The sequence below is a fragment of the Hymenobacter properus genome (assembly GCF_015694735.1).
Taxonomy (GTDB): Bacteria; Bacteroidota; Bacteroidia; order Cytophagales; family Hymenobacteraceae; genus Hymenobacter; species Hymenobacter properus.
Genome location: NZ_JADQDP010000002.1, coordinates 1,196,216 through 1,215,264 on the forward strand (window position 1 = coordinate 1,196,216; position 19,049 = coordinate 1,215,264).

The 19,049-nt window shown below is 61.7% G+C and carries 17 protein-coding genes; 3 read left to right on the forward strand and 14 right to left on the reverse strand.

Features of this window, described 5'->3' with window-relative positions; all coding sequences use genetic code 11:
• The first annotated feature begins 46 nt into the window (after window positions 1-46).
• A complete protein-coding gene (locus tag I2I01_RS11215) occupies window positions 47-487 on the forward strand; it encodes a hypothetical protein (protein ID WP_196286527.1) in 441 nt (146 codons plus the stop codon).
• 78 nt (window positions 488-565) lie between these two features.
• Here the strand turns inward: I2I01_RS11215 and I2I01_RS11220 are convergent, their stop codons facing one another.
• The 13 genes from I2I01_RS11220 to I2I01_RS11280 all read right to left on the reverse strand — a co-directional run bounded on the left by I2I01_RS11220 (window position 566) and on the right by I2I01_RS11280 (window position 12,120).
• Window positions 566-1,720: a hypothetical protein gene (locus tag I2I01_RS11220; protein WP_196286528.1), complete on the reverse strand. Its 1,155-nt coding sequence runs from the start codon at window positions 1,718-1,720 to the stop codon at window positions 566-568.
• Window positions 1,721-1,793: 73 nt separating this feature from the next.
• Complete coding sequence (locus I2I01_RS11225) at window positions 1,794-2,450, reverse strand: CoA transferase subunit B (protein WP_196286529.1); 657 nt, start codon at window positions 2,448-2,450, stop codon at window positions 1,794-1,796.
• Window positions 2,451-2,653: 203 nt separating this feature from the next.
• Complete coding sequence (locus I2I01_RS11230; protein WP_196286530.1) at window positions 2,654-4,054, reverse strand: serine hydrolase domain-containing protein; 1,401 nt, start codon at window positions 4,052-4,054, stop codon at window positions 2,654-2,656.
• Between the two features lie 20 nt (window positions 4,055-4,074).
• Window positions 4,075-4,320 carry a hypothetical protein gene (locus tag I2I01_RS11235; protein WP_196286531.1) on the reverse strand — a complete coding sequence of 82 codons (246 nt, stop codon included), beginning with the start codon at window positions 4,318-4,320 and terminating at the stop codon, window positions 4,075-4,077.
• A complete protein-coding gene (locus tag I2I01_RS11240) occupies window positions 4,313-4,693 on the reverse strand; it encodes a hypothetical protein (protein ID WP_196286532.1) in 381 nt (126 codons plus the stop codon). Before I2I01_RS11240 ends, I2I01_RS11235 begins: the two co-directional genes overlap by 8 nt.
• A gap of 20 nt (window positions 4,694-4,713) precedes the next feature.
• Window positions 4,714-5,415, reverse strand: a complete 702-nt coding sequence (locus I2I01_RS11245; protein ID WP_196286533.1) for a CoA transferase subunit A — start codon at window positions 5,413-5,415, stop codon at window positions 4,714-4,716.
• The gene (locus I2I01_RS11250; protein ID WP_196286534.1) at window positions 5,412-6,626 is read right to left on the reverse strand and encodes a carboxypeptidase-like regulatory domain-containing protein; all 1,215 of its coding nucleotides are present in this window, start codon (window positions 6,624-6,626) and stop codon (window positions 5,412-5,414) included. Before I2I01_RS11250 ends, I2I01_RS11245 begins: the two co-directional genes overlap by 4 nt.
• 20 nt (window positions 6,627-6,646) lie before the next feature.
• Entirely contained in the window at window positions 6,647-7,897 is a 1,251-nt protein-coding gene (locus I2I01_RS11255) for a carboxypeptidase-like regulatory domain-containing protein (protein ID WP_196286535.1), read from the reverse strand.
• 33 nt (window positions 7,898-7,930) lie between these two features.
• Entirely contained in the window at window positions 7,931-8,878 is a 948-nt protein-coding gene (locus I2I01_RS11260; RefSeq protein ID WP_196286536.1) for a bifunctional riboflavin kinase/FAD synthetase, read from the reverse strand.
• A gap of 161 nt (window positions 8,879-9,039) precedes the next feature.
• Window positions 9,040-9,888 carry a tRNA pseudouridine(55) synthase TruB gene (gene truB, locus I2I01_RS11265; RefSeq protein WP_196286537.1) on the reverse strand — a complete coding sequence of 283 codons (849 nt, stop codon included), beginning with the start codon at window positions 9,886-9,888 and terminating at the stop codon, window positions 9,040-9,042.
• Window positions 9,885-10,715 carry an undecaprenyl-diphosphate phosphatase gene (locus I2I01_RS11270; RefSeq protein WP_196286538.1) on the reverse strand — a complete coding sequence of 277 codons (831 nt, stop codon included), beginning with the start codon at window positions 10,713-10,715 and terminating at the stop codon, window positions 9,885-9,887. Before I2I01_RS11270 ends, truB begins: the two co-directional genes overlap by 4 nt.
• A 79-nt stretch (window positions 10,716-10,794) precedes the next feature.
• On the reverse strand, window positions 10,795-11,139 hold the full coding sequence (locus I2I01_RS11275) for a DUF3098 domain-containing protein (RefSeq protein WP_211537912.1): 345 nt from the start codon (window positions 11,137-11,139) through the stop codon (window positions 10,795-10,797).
• Between the two features lie 96 nt (window positions 11,140-11,235).
• On the reverse strand, window positions 11,236-12,120 hold the full coding sequence (locus tag I2I01_RS11280) for a cell division protein FtsX (RefSeq protein ID WP_196286539.1): 885 nt from the start codon (window positions 12,118-12,120) through the stop codon (window positions 11,236-11,238).
• A gap of 184 nt (window positions 12,121-12,304) precedes the next feature.
• Between I2I01_RS11280 and I2I01_RS11285 the strand changes: the two genes are divergently transcribed.
• On the forward strand, window positions 12,305-12,892 hold the full coding sequence (locus I2I01_RS11285; RefSeq protein ID WP_196286540.1) for a hypothetical protein: 588 nt from the start codon (window positions 12,305-12,307) through the stop codon (window positions 12,890-12,892).
• 77 nt (window positions 12,893-12,969) lie between these two features.
• Here the strand turns inward: I2I01_RS11285 and I2I01_RS23565 are convergent, their stop codons facing one another.
• The gene (locus I2I01_RS23565) at window positions 12,970-17,586 is read right to left on the reverse strand and encodes a translocation/assembly module TamB domain-containing protein (protein ID WP_196286541.1); all 4,617 of its coding nucleotides are present in this window, start codon (window positions 17,584-17,586) and stop codon (window positions 12,970-12,972) included.
• A gap of 360 nt (window positions 17,587-17,946) precedes the next feature.
• Here I2I01_RS23565 and tsaD point away from each other — a divergent pair, with 360 nt between their 5' ends.
• Window positions 17,947-18,966, forward strand: a complete 1,020-nt coding sequence (gene tsaD, locus I2I01_RS11295) for a tRNA (adenosine(37)-N6)-threonylcarbamoyltransferase complex transferase subunit TsaD (RefSeq protein ID WP_196286542.1) — start codon at window positions 17,947-17,949, stop codon at window positions 18,964-18,966.
• The last annotated feature ends 83 nt before the right edge of the window (window positions 18,967-19,049 follow it).

Below are 19,049 nucleotides of genomic sequence, written 5' to 3' on the forward strand. Positions count from 1 at the left end.
CACGCTAATTTTCCGGCAAAGTTCACCTTTTTTCTTCCTTGCTAACATGAAAACACAGCTTACCCTTTTGCTGATGGGCATTGCCGGGCTTGCCGCAAATGGTCAGGGCCGTCCCGCTAAGCCCACCACCGCCCCGGCCAAAACAACCGCCGGCCCCTGCCAGCAACCGGTTGCGGCCGGCCGCTACGCCTGCGGGCACACCTCCATGCGCGGCATGTTCATGGCGTATCCGGACCTGACCATCAAATCAGCCACGGCGTACACGCAAGACAACCAGTCCGGCACCTACCGCTACGATGCTGTCAAACGGCAGATAACCTGGCTCACCGGCCCGCTGGCCAAAACCGGCTGGCACGGCGAGTACTTTCCCGTCGGCTGCGAATACACCGATGCCTACGGCGCCAAAAACAGCATGACCGAAGCCACCATCGAAATGCTGGACAGCAAAAATGTGTCTGTTTACACGGGTAAGCTGGCCAGTAAATAATTCGCCGCTCGGCAGAATAAACAAAAAGCCCGGCTTTTACTAAGCCAGGCTTTTTTTACGGTGCGGTTTGCTGCCGATTTACTCCCGCACCACCCGCCGCGTGGCCGTGCCGCGGGCCGTGGTCAGGGTGAGCAGCGCCACGCCCCGGAAGCTGCCAAACGCCTCGGCACCCAGCACCAACTCGCGGCCCGGGCTGCCGAAGCTGCGCCGGAACAGCTGCCGCCCCACCAGGTCGGTGGCCGATACGGTGAGTGGGCCACTGCCGGCCGGCAGGCTGAGCAGGAGCGGGCTGCCCACAGCCGAGGGGTTGGGGTAGGCACTTAGCGCTGCGTCGGTGGCCGCGTCGCGGGTGCTCAGGCGCACAATGCGGCGGTAAATGTCGCGGTATTCCACATTGGTAACGGTTTCCTGGCCCGCCACCAGGGTGGTGGTGATGGTGAGCACCGGCACGTGGTGGGTTTTGGCCAGCCACTTGTACTCGCGCGTCACTGGCACGTCGAAGCCCTGACTGATGCCGCCCACCGAGATGCTGTCGTGGTCTTGCAGGCGCGTCACCACCCGCACCGTCTGGAACGTGCCAAAGGGCGTGGTGAGCGTGCCCCAGGCGTCGGGCTTGTTCACGCGCTTGCGCTTCTGGCTGAGGTAGCCCACAGCAGCGGCCGTGGCGGGCGTGGTGAAGTAGGAGTTGCTGGAATCGGCGGCGCTGGCAAAGCTCAGCGGAAAGCGGTAAATGACGTCCTGCTGGGCCTGGCTGGCATACGTGACCGGCACGGCCGTGCCCGCCAGCGTGCCCCCAAAGCCCACCGAGCGGAAGTCCTGCTGGGCTGCCGTCGAGGCCGATACGTTGTAGAACTGGTAAGTGTCGGTGATGGGCAGCACGCCTGCCGCGGCCAGCGGCAGGGGCTGTTGGGCCGCCACAGTAGCACGGTTCACGCCGCCCAGGGCCCCGAAGGTGAGGGCGTAAAACAGCGAAGTGCCCGTGACGGTGGCCAGCGGCAAATACGTTTCGACGCGCTGCGAGGTGGGCACCAGGCCGGCGTAGTTCCAGGTTTGGTTGGCGCCGCGGCGGGTGAGGGGCGGCGCCGTGGCGGGCAGCACGGGGCTGGCCACGCTCAGCCGCAGGCTGTCGACGCCTGTGGTGAGCGCCGGCATGTCCGTCCGGTCGATGATGGGCGAAGTTTGGGCCAGGGCCGGACCGGCCAGCAAGAGGAGAAAGGGTAAAAATTGGCGCATAAAATCAGGCATTTGGACGGCTACGAAGATACGCGCCGAACAGCCTTCCGATTCTATGCGCCACGTGGGAGGCCTACAGTGCCATCTCCGGCACTTCGCCCTCGGGCACCACCAGCTTGCCGGCGGTGGCGGCCACAATTTGTTCCACCGTCACGCCGGGGGCCCGCTCGCGCAGCACAAAGCCGTCGGGCGTCACGTCCATCACGGCCAGCTCGGTCACGATTTTCTTCACGCAGCGCAAGCCCGTGATGGGCAGCGTGCAGTCGGGCAAAAGCTTGCTGCTGCCGTCTTTGGCCACGTGCTGCATGGCCACGATGATGTTCTTGGCCGAGGCCACCAGGTCCATGGCGCCGCCCATGCCCTTCACCATCTTGCCGGGAATCTTCCAGTTGGCAATGTCGCCGCGCTCACTCACCTCCATGGCCCCCAGGATGGTGAGGTCCACATGCTCGCCCCGAATCATGCCGAAGGAATCGGCCGAGGAGAAGATGCTGGAGCCCGGCAGCGTGGTCACGGTCTGCTTACCGGCGTTGATGAGGTCGGGGTCGACCTGGTCCTCGGTGGGGAAGGGGCCCATGCCGAGCAGGCCGTTTTCTGACTGCAGCTCCACATTGATGCCGGCCGGAATGTAGTTGGCCACCAGCGTGGGAATGCCGATGCCGAGGTTGACGTAAGAGCCGTCTTTCACTTCCTGGGCAATGCGCCGGGCGATGCCGTGTTTGTCGAGCATGGGTTTGGGGTTTCGGGGTGGGAGGGGAAATTTTAGATGAGAATGACAACAAAGAACGTCATGCTGAGCGCAGCCGAAGCATCTCTCTCGCACCGTCTGTCATCCTGAGCTTGCGAAGGACCTTATCATGGCAGTCTGACTCGTTCAGCGGGGGAGAAGATGCTTCCTGCGACAGCATGACCATTAATCACCGCTTGACGTTCTTACGGCTTCTGCTCCGGTACAAATGCTTCGTAAACGGCCGTTTTGAACTTGTCGGCCAAGCCGCGGCCGGTGGTGTTGGGGTATTTCTGGGTATAAATCAGGGCCACCAGCTTCTCTTTGGGGTCGACCCAGTACGTGGTGCCGAAGATGCCGCCCCACTCGAATGAGCCAGCCGACAGGCCCGGTACCTTGGCATTCTGGGGCACCACAATGCTAAAACCCAGGCCAAACTTGTTGCCGCCCTGGCTAAGCTCGCCCATCTGGTTCTGCGTTATCAGGGCTGCGGTGGCGGGCTTCAAGAGCTGGCGGCCGTTGTAGGAACCGTTGTTGAGCACCATTTGCAGGAAGCGGGCGTAGTCGTCGATGGTGGACGACAAGCCCGCGCCGCCCGAAAAGTAGGTGCCGCCCGACGACTTTGGGTAGTTCGGAAACATGCCATCGTGCGGCTGCATGAATACGGTCTGCTTGTTGGCGTCTTCGGTGTATAGCTCAACTAGGCGGTCTTTCTTGTCGGCAGGCAGATAGAACCAGGTGTCCTTCATCCCCAGCGGCTCAAACAGGCGCGTGCGCAGGTATTTATCCAGCGGCTGGCCCGAGAGTACCTCAATCAGCCGGCCCAGCACGTCCACGCTCAGCCCGTAGGTGAACCGCTCGCCGGGCTGGTGCATGAGCGGCAGCGGCCCCAGCGCATCCATGGCATTCGCCAAAGAGCCTGCCGGCGTACCAATGCCGCTCGGAATGTGCGCTTTGGCGTAAATGGCCCGGGCTTCCTTACTGCCAATAATTGGGTAGCCGATGCCCGAGGTGTGCGTGAACAGCTGCCGGATGGTGATTTCGCCCTTGGCCGGCACGGTGGTATAAGTCGTGTCTTTCTCGTTGAAGGTGGCCAGCACCTTGGGGTTTTTGAACGCCGGCAGGTACTTCGAAATCGGGTCGTCGAGCTGGAATTTGCCTTCGTCGTAGAGCAGCATCAGCCCCACGCTGGTGATGGCCTTGGTCTGCGAGGCAATACGAAAGATGGCGTCGGTGCGCAGCGGGGTCTGCTGAACAAAGTCGTTATAGCCCACCGCCTTGCGATAGAGTACCTTGCCGTCGCGAATTACTAAGGCAATGGCGCCGGGCACGCGCTTGTCGGGCCGGTGTATGACGTTGCCGCTGCCGTCATTCAGCACTTTCGATAGGGGCCCTGTGCCGGGCAGGTTAGCCGTGTATTCCTGCAGTAGCTCATCGATGCGCTTGGCTTCGGCAGGGTCTACAGTGGCCGGGGGCACGCTTGGCGCTGGCTTGGCCGCGACGGCCTTTCGAACCGGTGCCTTGCGGGCAGGGGCAGCCACCTGGGCCACGGCGCTGTAGCTGCTCAGCAGCAACAGCAACGCGAGAGAGTTTTTGCGTAGGGTCATGGCAGCAAATAGCTTGTCAGTTATGAAGACTTGGGCGAAACGCTAAGCGCCCGGCGGCTGGCCCGCAGCCTGCGCAGCTGGAACCACTGCACCACGCGCACGCCCACCAGCAGCGTCAGCAGCCCGGGAATCAGCAGCAACAGCACCCAGGTGTTGGCCTCGGGGTAGGAGGTGTGCGTGCGGTTGGCCAGGTTCACCATAAAATCGGTGCAATACCAGAAGGCGAAACGAACCAGGCGGGCGCCCCACGTCAGCAAGCTATGCATGGGGCCGGGCTTTCAACTGCCGAATCAGCACCGCATTGCGCAGCGCCCCGTAGGTAAGCCCCACCAGGAGCAGCGGAACCAGCACGATGTAGAACAGAATATTGGCTTCCGCATACCATTGCCGGCCGCCGCCCATTAGCCCCCGCACGGTGGCGTTATACAACGGCCGCAGCCGTAAATAGGCCGTGCTGTTGGCGCGGGTGGCGTGGGGGCAGGCGTGGGCTTCGCAGTAGCGCGAGCAACGGTTAGCCAGCCGGGCCGTGGTGGGCGCCGGACTGGTTTCGTTGATGTAAACCCCGAAAGCCACCGGCACCATCGCCAACAGCAGCACCAGCAACCCCAGCAGTAACCGAATACGCAGCGCAACTCGCATGGCCCAGACTTTGGCTCGACCTACACGGCGGCCCGCACGGTGCGCTGCTCAATGCGCTTCTCGTACCGCTCGCCCTGGAAAATGCGCTGCACGAAAATGCCCGGCGTGTGAATCTGGTTGGGGTCGAGCTCGCCAGCGGGCACCAGCTCTTCTACTTCAGCCACTGTGATTTTGCCGGCCGTGGCCATCATGGGGTTGAAGTTGCGGGCTGTGCCCTTGTAAATGAGGTTGCCGGCCGTGTCTCCCTTCCAAGCTTTCACGAAGGCGAAATCGGCATGCAGGGCAGTTTCGAGCAGGTACATCTTGCCATTGAACTCGCGGCTTTCCTTGCCTTCGCCCACCTCCGTGCCGTAGCCGGCGGGCGTGTAGAAGGCCGGAATGCCCGCGCCGCCGGCCCGACAGCGCTCGGCCAGCGTGCCCTGCGGAATGAGTTCCACTTCCAGCTCACCGCTCAGCAGCTGGCGCTCAAACTCGGCATTCTCGCCCACGTAGCTCGAAATCATCTTGCGCACCTGCTTGGTTTGCAGCAGCAGCCCGATGCCGAAGTCGTCGACGCCGGCATTATTGGAGATGCAAGTCAGGTTTTTTACGCCGAGGCGCAGAATTTCCTGAATCGAGTTTTCGGGGATGCCGCAAAGGCCGAAGCCGCCGAGCATCAGGGTCATGCCGTCGGCGAGGCCTTGCAGGGCTTCGTGGGCGTTGGAAACGGTTTTGTTTATCATCGGGTGGGTTGGGAAGGCGGGGCCGCCGCGGGCGGCTGGTAATTCACGGGTAAAAATTCACCCATTTTTTCAAACCCCCAGTATTCGTCGGTGAATACGGCCAGCGGATTGGCCAGCTGGCCGTTGGGCTGAATCTCAATTTCGGGCACCATGAGCACCAACTGCGACACTTGCCGGTCGCTGGGCGGCAGCGGCGCGTTGGTCGGCAGCAGGGTCCGAACCTGATAGAGCGGGTCGGGCCCCTCGCGCAGGTAGCTCACCTGCAGGTTGTCCACGAAGCGCAGGAAAACGTGCTGGCCGTCAGCCGATACCCGGCGCAGGCTGTCGAGCGGCCGGGGCTTGGTGTAAAGCATCGAAAACGCCCGCGGCACCTTGGCCCAGCGCGCCAGCGAGTCCTGCTCGGCGCGCGAAAGCGCCCAGTTCAGGCGCTCACGCAATAGCTGGCGGCGCAGGCTGTCGGCCCGCGGAAAATGCTTGTTGGGAATAATGCGCAGCCGCTGGGCCAGGAAGCCCGCGCCGTCGAGGTCGCCGTCGTGCACGCTTTGCAAAAAATGCGTCACGGAGCCGTAGTAGGCCTTGGCGCGGTTGGCTTCCCAGCGGCGCTGCTGGCGGGCGCTGCCCGTCATTTCCTCAAACACCGGCTGGCCGTAGAAGCTGACCACGTGCTCATTGAAATTGGTGCTGAACTGCAGCCCGTAGTACTTGATGCGGTAGCCCAGCGCTTGGTTGTCTATCTGCACAAACTTGTAGGCCGAAGCCGTCAGCTCGTTCTTCTCTACATCAAAATCCACCAGCACATCGTCGGGGTTGCGGATGCGGCACTGCTGCGAAAACGTGCTACGGCCCAGAAACAGCTCCACAAATTTGCGGTAGTCGTCGGCCCGGTGCGGGTTGGGGCGCACCACCACTTCGCCCAGCCGGCTAGCCGCCGGGCCCAGCCGCAAGGTCAGCTGCTGAGGCGCGGTGCCTACCGTTACACTTTGCTTGGCCAGGTGGTAGCCCACGTAGGAGCCCACCACGTCGTAGGTACCGGCCGGCACTTTGGGAAAGGTGAACGTGCCCTGTTCGGTCGTCGTCACGCCCAGCGTGGTGTTGGCCAGAAACACACTGGCAAAGGCCAGCGGCGCATGCGTCACCGAGTCCTGCACCACGCCGCTCAGGCTGCTTTGGGCCCGCGCAAAGCCCGGCTCCAGTAGCAACCCAAGCAGCAAAAAGAGCAGGACACGCCGCCTCATTGCCGAGCCGACGTTGCGGGCGGCGGCAGGCTGCCAGGCACGTAGTCGACCGGCAAAAACTCCCCAATCTTTTCAAAGCCCCAGTATTCGCCGTTGAACACGTCCAAGGGGTTCAGCAGGGTGCCGTTGGCCTGAAACTGGGCTTCGCGCCCCTGCAGCTTCAGGCGCGACACCTCGCGCGGGCCCACTGGGAAAGGCACCTTGGGGTAGCCCAGCGGCGACATGGGCCGCTTGTAGAGCGGGTCGGGGGTTTCGCCAAAGTAGGCCACCTGCAACTCCCCGTTGAAGCGCAAAAACGTGCGCTTGCCGCCCGGCGACACCCGCCGGATGCTGTCGATAGGTAGTGGTTCCTGATTGAGCGTGGCCAGCACGGGGGCCAGGTCGTCCCACAGGTCCAGCGAGTCCTGTTCGGCGGCGGTGTAGGGGCCGCTGGGCTTGCTGGCCAGCAGGGCCTTCCGCTGCTCTTCGGCCCGCAGGTAGCGGGGGTTGTCAAACACCCGAATCTGCTGGGTATAAAAGCCCTCCTGCTTGAGGCGGTCGGTGTACACGCTGCGCAGGAAGTGCATGAAGGAGCCTTTGTAGGCCGTGAGGCGGTTGGCGGCCCAGAGCTTGCGCTGGCGGTCGTCCTTGGGCTTCAGCTCCTCAAACACCGGCTGGCCGTAGTAAAACACCGAGTGGTCGTCGTCGTTGAAGGAAAACTGCAGGCCGTAGTATTTCAGGCGGTAGCCCAGGGCTTCGTTGTCAATCTGCACAAATTCCTTGGCGTGGGCCGTCAGGTCCTTGGTCGAGTCGTCGTAGAGCACCAGCACGTCGTCGGGGTTGCTGATGCGGCACTGCGCCGAAAACGTGCTGCCACCCAGAAACAGCTTCGAGAATTTCTGGTATTCTTCGGGCTTGTTGGCGGCCGGCTTCACCACCACCTCGCCTAGCTGGTTGCCGGTTGCGCCCAGCTTCAGCGTTACTTCCTGGGTTTCGCGGCCCATGGTGATGCTCTGCTTGGCCAGGCGATAGCCCACGTAGGAGCCCACCACGTCGTAGGTGCCGGCCGGCACCTTGGGAAACACAAAAGTGCCTTGCTCGGTGGTCGTCACCCCCAGCGTGGTATTGGCCAGAAATACACTGGCGAAGGCCAACGGTTCATTGGTGGCCGAGTCGCGCACCACGCCCGTGAGCTTGCCCTGGGCATGCGCCGCATGGCCAATAAAGATTGAAAAGCAGCCTATTAGCAATAAGCGGAAGTAATTCATAGGGTATCAATAAAGGTCAGAATAGCCAGCGCGCTACGCCAGCGCCGCGCGCGTGGCCTGAGCATCCAACGCCAATTGGGCCGTTAGCGCGTCCAGGCCGTCGTATTTTTCTTCAGCTCGCAGCCAGGCTACAAACTCCAGCGTCAGCAACTGGTCGTATAAATCCCCCTCAAAGTCGAGCAGGTTCACCTCAATGGTTTGTTCCAAATCTGTGCCAATGGTGGGCCGCACGCCAATGGCCAGCATCGCCCGGTGCCGCGTGCCCGCCGCCGTGGTGGCCCACACCGCGTATATGCCGCGCGCCGGCACCAGCTTCAGCGGCTCATCAATGGCCAGATTGGCCGTGGGGTAGCCGATGGTGCGGCCCAACTTCTGGCCGTGTACCACCACCCCGGTCACAGGATAATGGTAGCCGAGGTAGCGGTTGGCGGTGGCCACATCGCCCTGCCGCAGCGCATGCCGGATGCGCGTGCTGCTCACCCCCACGGCGTCCACGTCTTCGCGCGGAATTTCTTCCACGGTCAGGCCATAGCGGTCGGCGTTTTGGCTGAGGTAGTCGAAGCCACCCTCGCGGTTCTTGCCAAAGCGGTGGTCGTAGCCAATGACGAGCTGCTTGGCGCCCACGGTTTTCAGCAGCAGGTTCTGGATGTATTCCTCCGACGTCCACTGCGCAAACTCCCTAGTGAAAGGTACAATGAGCAGATAATCAACTCCTGCTTCAGCCAGTTTGGCGATGCGCTCCTCCAAGGTGTTAAGCAGCTGCAGTTCCAGCAGCTCGGGGTGGGAGGGCGGCGGTCCCAGCACCAGCCGCGGGTGGGGCCAGTAGGTAATTACCACCGACGGGCCGCCGCTGGCCTGCGCCACCTCGCGCAGCCGCGCCAGAATGCGCTGGTGCCCCACATGCACCCCATCGAACGTGCCGCTGGTGACGACGGCATTGCCAAGAAACGGAAACAGAGCCGGGTCGCGGATGACGTGCATTGAAAGCGCCGGAAAAGCGAAAAAATGAAACTGCGCCGCGAAGGTAGCGGGCGTTAACCTGAACGAGGCAGAAACGCAACAGTTGGCGTCTCGTCGGCCGCGGCGTTCAGGAATCGTTCAAGCGGCATCGTTCAGGAAACGAAACGCCAACTATTGCATCTCTACTCGGGGTCGTTTTCTGCTTTAGCACCCGCTTCTTCCGCCGCCTGCCGCGCCTGCACGGCCAAGGCATCGGCCTGTAGCGCGGCAAAGTATTGCAGGCCCGCCCGGTTGGGCGCCGTGCCGGGGCGTTCGGCCCGCGCCGGGCGCTGCTCGTCGCCGGGGCGAGGTGGGCGCAAGGCCTGAATTGATTCCAGGGTGAAAGCGTCCTCTACCCGGTACTCGCCAATGCGGGTGCGCACCAGCCGTGTGAGGTGGGCGCCGCAGCCCAAGCCCAGCCCGAAGTCGCGGGCCAGGCTGCGCACGTAAGTGCCCTTCGAGCAGACAATGCGGAAATCGACTTCGGGCAACGCGATGCGCGTCAGTTCAAAGGCTTTGATTTCGACGGTTTTCGACTTGATTTCAGCCTCCAGCCCTTGGCGGGCAATTTCGTAGGCGCGTTTGCCGTCAATTTTCACGGCCGAAAACAGCGGCGGCGTTTGCTGAATAAGGCCGAGAAAGGGCGCCACGGCGGCCTGAATCTGCTGCTCCGTCAGGTGGGAGTAGGGGCGGGCCATGTCCACCGCCGTTTCCAGGTCGAAGCTGGGGGTGGTTTCGCCCAGGCGGAAAGTGCCGGTGTATTCCTTTTCCTGGGCCTGAATGAGGTCGATTTCCTTGGTTTTCTTGCCGGTGCACAGGATGAGCAGGCCGGTAGCCAGGGGGTCGAGGGTGCCGGCGTGGCCGATTTTCTTGATGCGCAGGGCATTCTTCACCTTGCGCACCACGTCGAAGGAGGTCCACGTCAGGGGCTTGTCCACCAGCAGGACTTCGCCCGTTTCAAAATCGAAATCGGCCAGGCTTTTTTTACTCATAGCACGTTCAAAGGAAGTTTCAGGGCCAGCATAATCAGTAGCACGCCGCCCGCAATGATGCGGTAGATGCCAAAGGCCCGGAAGCCGTAGCGCGCCACAAAGCCCACAAACAGCCGGATGGCCAACAGCGCCACCACAAAAGCCACCACGTTGCCCAACGCCAGCATTTTCAGCTCGGTGCCCGAAAACAAGTGCGCTACATCTATGCCATTGGCTTTGGCTTCTTTGTAGTAGTCATAAATGTCTTTCACCGCCGCCGCCGCCATGGTGGGCATGGCCAGGAAAAAAGCAAACTCGGCCGCCGCACGGCGCGTGAGCTTCTGGGTGAGGCCGCCGATGATGGTAGCCGCCGAGCGACTGGTGCCCGGCACCACCGCCAGGCACTGAAACAGCCCAATCATCAGTGCTTCCTTAAAGCTGGGGTTCGTGACGGGGTGGCCGCCTTCGTTTGGGTTTTCCTGCGGAAACCAACGGTCGACGAACAGCAGCACCACACCACCGATGACGAGCATTACCGCCACCGTCGTCACCGATTCGAGCAGCGCATCAATATGTTTCTTGAATAGCAAGCCCACCAGCACGATGGGTAGAAAGGCCACCAGCAGCTTCAGGTAAAAATCGATGCTCTGGAAAAAGCGCCGCCAGTACACCACCAGCACCGACAAAATGGCCCCCAGCTGAATAACCACCAGGTAGAGCTTGAAAAACGGTGTGGCCGGAATGCCCAACAAGGCCGAGGCGATAATCATGTGCCCCGTGCTCGAAACGGGCAAAAACTCAGTCAGCCCCTCCACAATGGCGAGGAGCAGCGCGTGCCAGTAGGTCATTTTTTAACGGTTAGTGGTTAATGGTTCATGCATAGTGCAGCGTATACTCATTACTAAGCATGAACCATTAATCATTAAATTACAGGCGCTTATAGGCCGGTGCGGTAGGGGCTGCCGGAGCAGCGGGAGCGTTGGCAGCGGCTACGGCATCGGCAGAGAGGCCGGGCACCGAGGTGGGAGCGGGGGCCACGGGCGCCACGGTCAGCGAAGGGTCGCGCACCAGAATGGCTGCAAACTCAATGCAAAAGCCTGCAAACAGCAGCAGCGGGCCCAGCGTAATGCCCACGAAATCTTCGCCATAATTGTCTTGGTCGCCAAACATCATAGTGATGAAGCCAGCCGCCAGCACGGCCAGGCCTATCCACATCAGGCGGAAATTACGCGGGCCGAAAGCGAAGCGCGGAGTGGGTTTGATGGGTTGCATGAGTAGTTGTTAGTTGTTTGTTGTCAGTTGTTAGGGTGTGGAAACGTGTCTTGTTTGAGACTGACAACGGGCAACCAGCAACTGACAACTAAAGAATTAATACAGGTCGTCGAGCGACATTTTGAGGTATTTGTGCACTGCGCGGGCCGAGCTGAGGAAGCCGATGACCACGCCCAGCAGCACCACGCCCAGCAGCAGCAGGCCAAGGTTCACGTCGTCGCGCAGCAGGCGCAGCTCCGTTACTTCCAGGTAAGCGTACTGTAGCAAGGCAATGAGAATGAGCGCCGCCAGCACCCCGGCGGCCAGCCCCTGCCAGGTGGCCCGCCGCAGAAACGGCCGCTGGATAAAGAGGCGAGTGGCGCCCACCAGTTGCATGGACCGGATAAGAAAACGCTGCGAAAACAGCGCCAGCTTGATGGTATTGTTAATCAGAATGACTACCACCAGCACCAGCACCGCCGCAAAGCCCAGCAGCACCAGGCTGATGCGCGTCAGATTGTTGTTGATGCTGGCAAACAGGTCCTGCGGGTACTGCATCTCGTACACGCCGCGCTGGGTGCTCACGCTGCGCTCCAGCTGGTGCAGGTGCAGGGTGTCAGTGTATTCAGGCTTGATTTTGAGGGCGTAGGCGTCGCGCAGGGGGTTGTCGCCCAGGAACTGGCGGAAGTCCTCGCCGGTGCTTTGCAGCAATTGTCGGGCGCCTTCTTCCTTGCTCACAAAGCGGATTTGGGGCTTGCCGTCGCGCTCGGCCACCTGGGGCAGCTGGCCCAGGTCCTGTTGCAGGCGCAGCAGCTCGGTTTCGGGCAGGTCGCGGTCGAGGTACACCTGCACTTCCAGATTTTCGCGCACCACTTCCGAGAGCTTGTGGGCGTGCACCAGCAGCAGGCCAAACAAGCCAATCACCACCAGCGCCAGCGTGATGCTGAACACCACGAGCAGGGTGGGGTAGGAGCCTAGCTTTTTCTTGAGAGGACGAGCCATAGAAAAACAAAGGTAGAACGAGGCCCGCGGCCAAGCGCACACCGGCCTGCGCTTGCGCGATAAAATTGTAGTTGCTGAATGGTGAAAATATTTCTATGTTTAAACCCCGACAACGGTGTCGGCATGAAATCACCCTTTTATGAACGGCCGCTTAAAATTTACAACGTTGTCTGCCCTAATGGCAATGGGCTTGATTGCTGGCTCGTGCCAGCGCCAGGACCCGACCCAGGAGTTAACCGCGCAGTCGAGCCCGCAAAAGGTGGGCGAAAATCTGGTGGCTGCCATGGCAGCCGACGAAGTGGTGCAGGCCTTCTACAATGCCAACGAGCAGTTTTTGAACGCCGACGAAACGTACTACAACGGGCTGTCAGATGCGGGTAAGGAGGCCCGGCGCGCCGAGCTACAAGATGCTTTTAACAGCGGTGCCGACATCCCTGACCCTTACCGCACGCCGGCTCAGGTAGCTACTTTCCACGAAACCCAGGCGCGACGGGCGGCCTTGATTCGTAGCCGTTTCCCACAGTTTGCGCAGATGTCGGAAGATGACCAGGAGAAAACGAAGCTGCAGGTACTGGAAGCCTTGAACAAAACCATGACTTCGGCCTCATCCAATGGGCCCGGCCATGCTGGCTACACCGGTTGCTCTTGGTATAACTACGACCACAACGCCACTCAAGTCAGTCACAAAGCTTGCCGGGCCGGTTACAACGGCTTCATGGGCTACGTAAGTGCACCCGTACGCGTGGGAAGCCCAGCAGTGCCCAAGCCTTAAAACCGTAAGTACATCCCAGTTGAGTGGATTTCCGGTCGTCCTGGCCTGACGCTACCGCGTCGGGCCAGGGCCTTGCCTTACAAATTCGTCCGCGGGTCCTCGTCCACGTTCAGCACCTCCTTGCCCTCGCGGGCGCGCTGGGTGCGGCGCTCGTTCTTCTTCGGGTTTTTGCGGCTGAACAGCTCCCCAAAGGTGTTGAACTGCTCGGTGTGTAGCAGCGAGAGGCCCGCGCGCGGCTGGTTGATGGTTTCGAGGTCGCGCGGGGTGGTTTCATAGCGCAGCTTGGTGCGGAACTTGCCATCCGGCCGCAGGTAGTATTCCAGGCTCAGGTCGCCAAGCAGCGAGGCCTGGCCGGCGGTGTTGCCGCCGATGGGGCTGGGAGTACCCGGGGTGCTGTTCACCAGGTTAGAGTTGTTGGTAAAGCCGCCTTCGCGGGTCACGCGCAGGCGGCCATTCAGGAAGGAATAGCTCAGGCGCACCTGCAGGGCCTGCAGCTGCTCGGCAGTGAGGCCGTTGATGTTGAAGTCGATTTCCAGGTTCTGGTCAATCTGGTTGGTGAGTAGGCCCAACTGCGTGCTCAGAATCTGACCCAGGCTGTTCTGCACCGTGTTGTCCTGCCCTTTAATGGAAATAGAGCTGCCCAGCGACGACCCCCTTGGCGAAAGCTGCTTGAACACCAATAGGCTGAACACCTGCCTGTTAAGTTCCTGCTCGTCGTTGCGCAACGAGGCCGTGAAAGCGGCCAGCTCGCCTTGCAGCGTGCTCGGCGCATCGTTGAACTCCAGGTTGAGCCGGATGGCAGGCAGCAGCAAGGGGCCGGTCAGGTTCATCACGGCCGTCACGGGCACCACGGCCACGCTGCCCACCGAGCCGCTTTCCAGCACCGGAGCCAGCGAGGTGCGCTGGGTGTAGGTGGCTGTAATGTTCATCTCGCCCGCTAATGGGTCGCCGTTCCACGACACCACGCCGCCGGGCCGCACCACAAACTCCTTGTTGACCAAGCCTTGCAGGGTGAAGTTGTAGGCGCCGCGCACAATCTCCACCTGCCCGTACATGTTGAACTCGCCCCGCGTGTCGATGGCCAGGCGCAACTGCCCGGCTGCCGAGCCCCGAATCACGTCACCGGTGCTTTCGTCGAGCAGAATTTCCAGGTAGGCGTCCGGCGTTACGGTCAGGTTCATGTTAAGCGTGATGCCCGACAGGTCGATTTTCTGCTGCGTCGCGGCCACCAGCTTCGCCTTGCGTATCATCACCGTGTCGCCCAAGGGGTTGTTGTTCACGAACTTGATGTAGCCCGCCTTCTGGGCGCTGGCGGCGTTGTCGAAGGGCAGCGACAGGCGGGTGCCGGCCTCGCTGGTGGCGCGCACGGTCACGGTCAGGTCGTCGGTGGGGCCGGTTACGCGAGCGGTGCCCGTGGCGTAGGCCGTGCCGAAATACAGGTCGTTGTCTTTGCGGGTGGTGTTGAGCACCTGCAGCTTGCGGAAGCTGGCCGCAATGTCGAGGCTCATGTCCTGAAAGCCATGGTGGCTCACCACGCCGTCCACGGTGCCGGTGTTGCCCAGCGCGTCGCGCACCTTCACGTTGCGGAAAGCAATACTGGTGTTGGTGAAGCTGATGCGGTCGGCAAAGGTGTACGTCGTGCCCAGGTAGCCGAAGGTGAAGCGCCCATTGCTCACGTCCACGGCCCCCAGCAGGTTGGGCGACCCAAACAGGCCCGTGAGCCGCAGCTCGCCCCGGCCCGTGCCGCTCAGGTTTTTCATGATGGAGCCCAGAAACGGCTGCGCCAGCACAATGGGCGCGTCGTTCAGGGTGCCGGTGAGGTTGAACTGGTTGGTGTTGTCGCGCGGCGCAATGTCGCCCAGCACCGTGAGCACCGACTGCCCGGCGCGGGCCACGTCCAGGTTCACGCGCAGCTTGCTGGCGGTGTTGTCCCAGTCGCCGCGCCCGGCCACCTGCCCAATGAGCGTGCCGTCGTACGTGAGCGAGTCCACGCCCAGCGTGCTGTTGATGGTGAGCGGGCCATATACGCCGCTCATGGTGCCCTGCGCATTCACGCGCCCGCCCAAGCGCTGGCCGGTCAGCGTGTTCAAGGTGGCTAGCTGGAAGTCCTTCACCTGCAACTGCAGCGGCGGCTTGCTAGCATCGGGCGAGATGAAGCCCTGCGCGCCCACAAACTGCTCGCCGTTGCTAAACGTCAGGTTCTTAATGTCAAACTCGCGGCCGTAGTCCGAAATTCGGACCGAGTTGTCGGCCGCAATGGTCCAGTCCTTATCCAGCAAATGCACGCCCGATTGCCGGAACACCACCTCCACCGCCCGCGGCAAAAAGCCCATCGAGCCGTTGATGGTGGCCTTGTTGGTGGCGCCCGTTTGGGCCAGTGAGGTCGAGAAGTTGATGCGCTGCTGGTCCCACACGCCTTCCACGATGAATTTCTCGGTTTTGCCCAAGCCGGGCAGCACCTGCCGGTCGCTGGTCACGCTGGCCTGGGCCAGGATGTCGGGCTTGTAGGGCAGCTTCGAGGTCAGGAAGTCGAAGTCGTTGTTTATCGTCATCACCGGCCCGTAGCGCAGACTGTCTAGGTGCCCGCCCAGCTGGAAAATCGACGTTTCGCCGTTGCGGAACGAGCCGTCGATGCGGCTGCCGTTGGCCACCGTCAACTCGGGCACGAACAAACTCAGCACCGGGTTTGGCTTCTTCAGATTCGCCTTTAAGTCAATTTGATAAACCGGCAGCGCGCGCTGGCGCTTGCGGCGGTAGTAGTCCGCCGTAGCCGTGGCGTTGCTTTCAAAATTGAGGCGGTACTCAGTAAGCAGCGTCTGCACGTCGCGCACCACGTCGGAGGTGTTGAAGGTGCCGGCCACGCTGGCGTCCACGGCTTCAGAGCGCAGCGTCACGCGGCGCTGGTTCAGGCGGTTGCGGGTGCTCACCACATCCAGCGTATCCAGCCGCAAGCGGCGCTTGCCCATGGTAAACAGCGAGTTGCGCAGGTAGGCGTAGCCGATGAGCGAGTCGAGCTGCACGCCCTTGAACTTCACGTCGGCCGTGGTGCTCACGATGAGTGGCTGGCTCAGCAAACCCAGCGCGCGCAGGTCGGCACGTTCGATTTTGGTTTTGACGGCCACGTTTTCGTGCTTGCGCTCCAGGTCGATGAGGCCGTCGGCCACGAGGCGCACGGCCGGGTCATTCACGCTCACGTGCCCGTTGAAGTGCTGGGGGCGGAAGTCGCCGTCGAAAGCCACGTTTTGGTAGCGGTGCCCGCTTAGCCAGATGGCCGGCACCGTGAGCTTGGCCCGGCCCCGGGCCGACTCCGGCAAGAAGCCCACGCCATCCACGCGCCCGTTCAGCGTCACGTCCCGAATAACCGACTCGTCGCCCAGAAACTTGCCCAACTGGAAGGCATTGCTACGCACCGTGCCGGAATAAGCGGCGTGCGTCAGGTCGGTTTTGGTCTTCAGGTTCACGTCCGTGGCCACAAAGCCCAGCGCGGTATCGAAGGACGCATTGGCCACAAAGTCGTCGTAGAAACCCAGCACCTGGCCTTGCAGCTTCACAGTGCCCAGCTTCTGCACAAACTTGTTGGCCGCATCGGGCAGCCAGTGCTTGAGGTCGCTGGTTTTCACCACCGAGGGCAGCAGGCGCAAATCCACGAAGCTCTCCTTGTAGTTGGGCAAGCCGTCGGCGTGGGCGCGCCGGGCCACAATGTGGGTGCCCGAGCCGTAGCGCAGGTCGAGGTTGTTCACTTTGAAATCGCGCACGTAGCCCTCGGCATCGCCCGAGAGGGCCACCGACTCGTGCAACTCGCTCAACTGCGGCGCAAACTTGGCAATGTCCTCAGAATAGACCTTTGAATTGCGCAGCCGCGCAATGGTCTTCATCGAGTCGTTGTAGTCGGTAAAGTTGGTAAACACGCGGAACTCAAAGCGCACGTAGTCTTTGATTTGGCTGCGCCCCACCCGCAAGTTCAAGTTCTTGAACTCCCAGAAATGCGGCCCGTAGGTCATGTCGGCCGTGATTTCGCGCAGCTGCGATTGCGAGGGCGTTTCCACCGCGTGCAGCTGGCTGATGCGCACACGCAGTGTGTCGCCCAGGCGGATGTTGGACAGGTCGGCGTAGATGCTGTCCACCAGCAAGTGGTCGTAGTCTATGCTTCGTCCGTAGGTTTTGGCGCGGGGCACGTCGCCTTTCTCGATGGCAAAGTGGCCGTTGCGCAGCGCAATGCTGCCCACCTTGAAATCGAACGGCTGCGAGGCCGCCGTATCCTTTGAAGGCCCAATCAGCCGCTTCACCGACGAGATGAACTGGTCCAGGGTCGTCGAATCGGGCTGGCCAGGCAGGTTCTTCAGTTCGAAGCGCGGCTCGTTCAGCGTGAGAGTGCTGATGTGCAGGTGGCGCGGGTCGAACACCGAAAACAGCGAAATATTAGCGTCGGCCCGCCCAATGCTGAACAACTCGCCCCCGCGCCGGTCCTTCACGCTCACCGAGTCGAGCAGCACCCGCGAAAAAGGCCGAATGTCGACCCCGCCAATGGTGACCTGTTGCCCCAGCTTCTGCGTGAGCACGTCGGCCACTTCGTGGCCGATGCGGGTTTGTACGCTGGGCACCCGTAGCGCAATCAGCGCGCCTACCACGGCCAATACCACCAGGAGCCCGAGGCCCAGCAGTATTTTTAGCAGAATGGCGAAGAAACGACGCACCGGAGCAGGACAGTTGAATGCGAAAAACGCGGGTTAATCCGCAAAGTTGCGGTTTTTTAGTGGTTTGGCCGAACCACCGGGACGTCCAGCCAATTATCAGGCCAACGGAACGGCTCCGACCGGGGCGCGGTTCAGCTTTTTGCCATTGAAATCAATTTCGTAACGCGAACTTTGCAATTCTGGTCCCCCGCCGTCTCAATACCGGCTGAAAAATCGACCTGAACGGCTAATCCATCGATAAGCAGCGCGGCCTTCGTAGTGCGCGCCTCCGGCGGAAACCCGAACAATACCCGTACGGGGCGGAGATGCGGACTGTAAAGTTCGCGCTACTTTCCCTTTGACTTTAAAACTGCTCTAAACATGGCCACGCCTGCCCATCCCATCATCCTCGCCATCGAATCTTCCTGCGACGACACCGGCGCGGCCGTGCTGGCCGGCGGCCAGCTGCTGAGCAACGTGGTGGCCACCCAGAAAGTCCACGAGCAGTACGGCGGCGTGGTGCCCGAGCTGGCCTCGCGCGCCCACCAGCAACACCTGCTGCCCGTCATCACCGCCGCCCTCAAGGAAGCCGGCCTCACCAAGACCGACCTCGACGCCGTGGCTGTGACGCAGGGTCCTGGCCTGCTGGGCTCCTTATTAGTGGGCGGCATGTTTGCCAAGACGCTGGCCTTGGCGCTCGACAAGCCGCTGCTGGCCGTAAACCACATGCGGGCCCACATTCTGGCCCACTTCATCCGCGACCCCAAGCCCGAATTTCCTTTTCTGTGCCTAACCGTGAGCGGCGGCCACACGCAGCTGGTGGTGGTGAAGTCGGCTATGGAAATGGATGTTATCGGCCAGACCATTGACGACGCCGCTGGCGAAGCCTTCGACAAAACCGCCAAATTGCTCGGCTTGCCGTACCCCGGCGGCCCGCACCTCGACAAGCTGGCCCGCCAGGGCAACCCCGAACGGTTTGCCTTCCCGGTGGGTGCCATGCCGGGCTACGACTTCTCCTTCAGCGGCCTGAAAACGGCGGTGCTCTACTTCCTGAAAAAGGAAACCGCCGCCAACCCCGACTTCGTGCAGGAAAACCTGGCCGACCTCTGCGCCAGCATTCAGCACACCATTGTGGCCACGCTGCTGCGCCAGCTGCGCCGCGCCGCCGCCGATACCGGCCTCACGCAAGTGGCCCTGGCCGGCGGCGTGGCCGCCAACTCCGGCCTGCGCACCGCCCTGGAGGCCGAAGCCGCCGAGCGGGGCTGGCAGGTGTTCATCCCGGAGTTTCAGTTTTGCACCGACAACGCCGCCATGGTGGCCATGACGGCGCATTTCCAATACGAAGCCGGCGAGTTTGCCGACCAGCTCACCAGCCCCAACCCCCGCCTGAAGCTGACGTAACCCTCTAAAAAGATGGTCATGCTGAGCGCAGTCGAAGCATCTCGCGTGCCGAAGTAATTCAATCGTTGAGATTTAGTTATGCG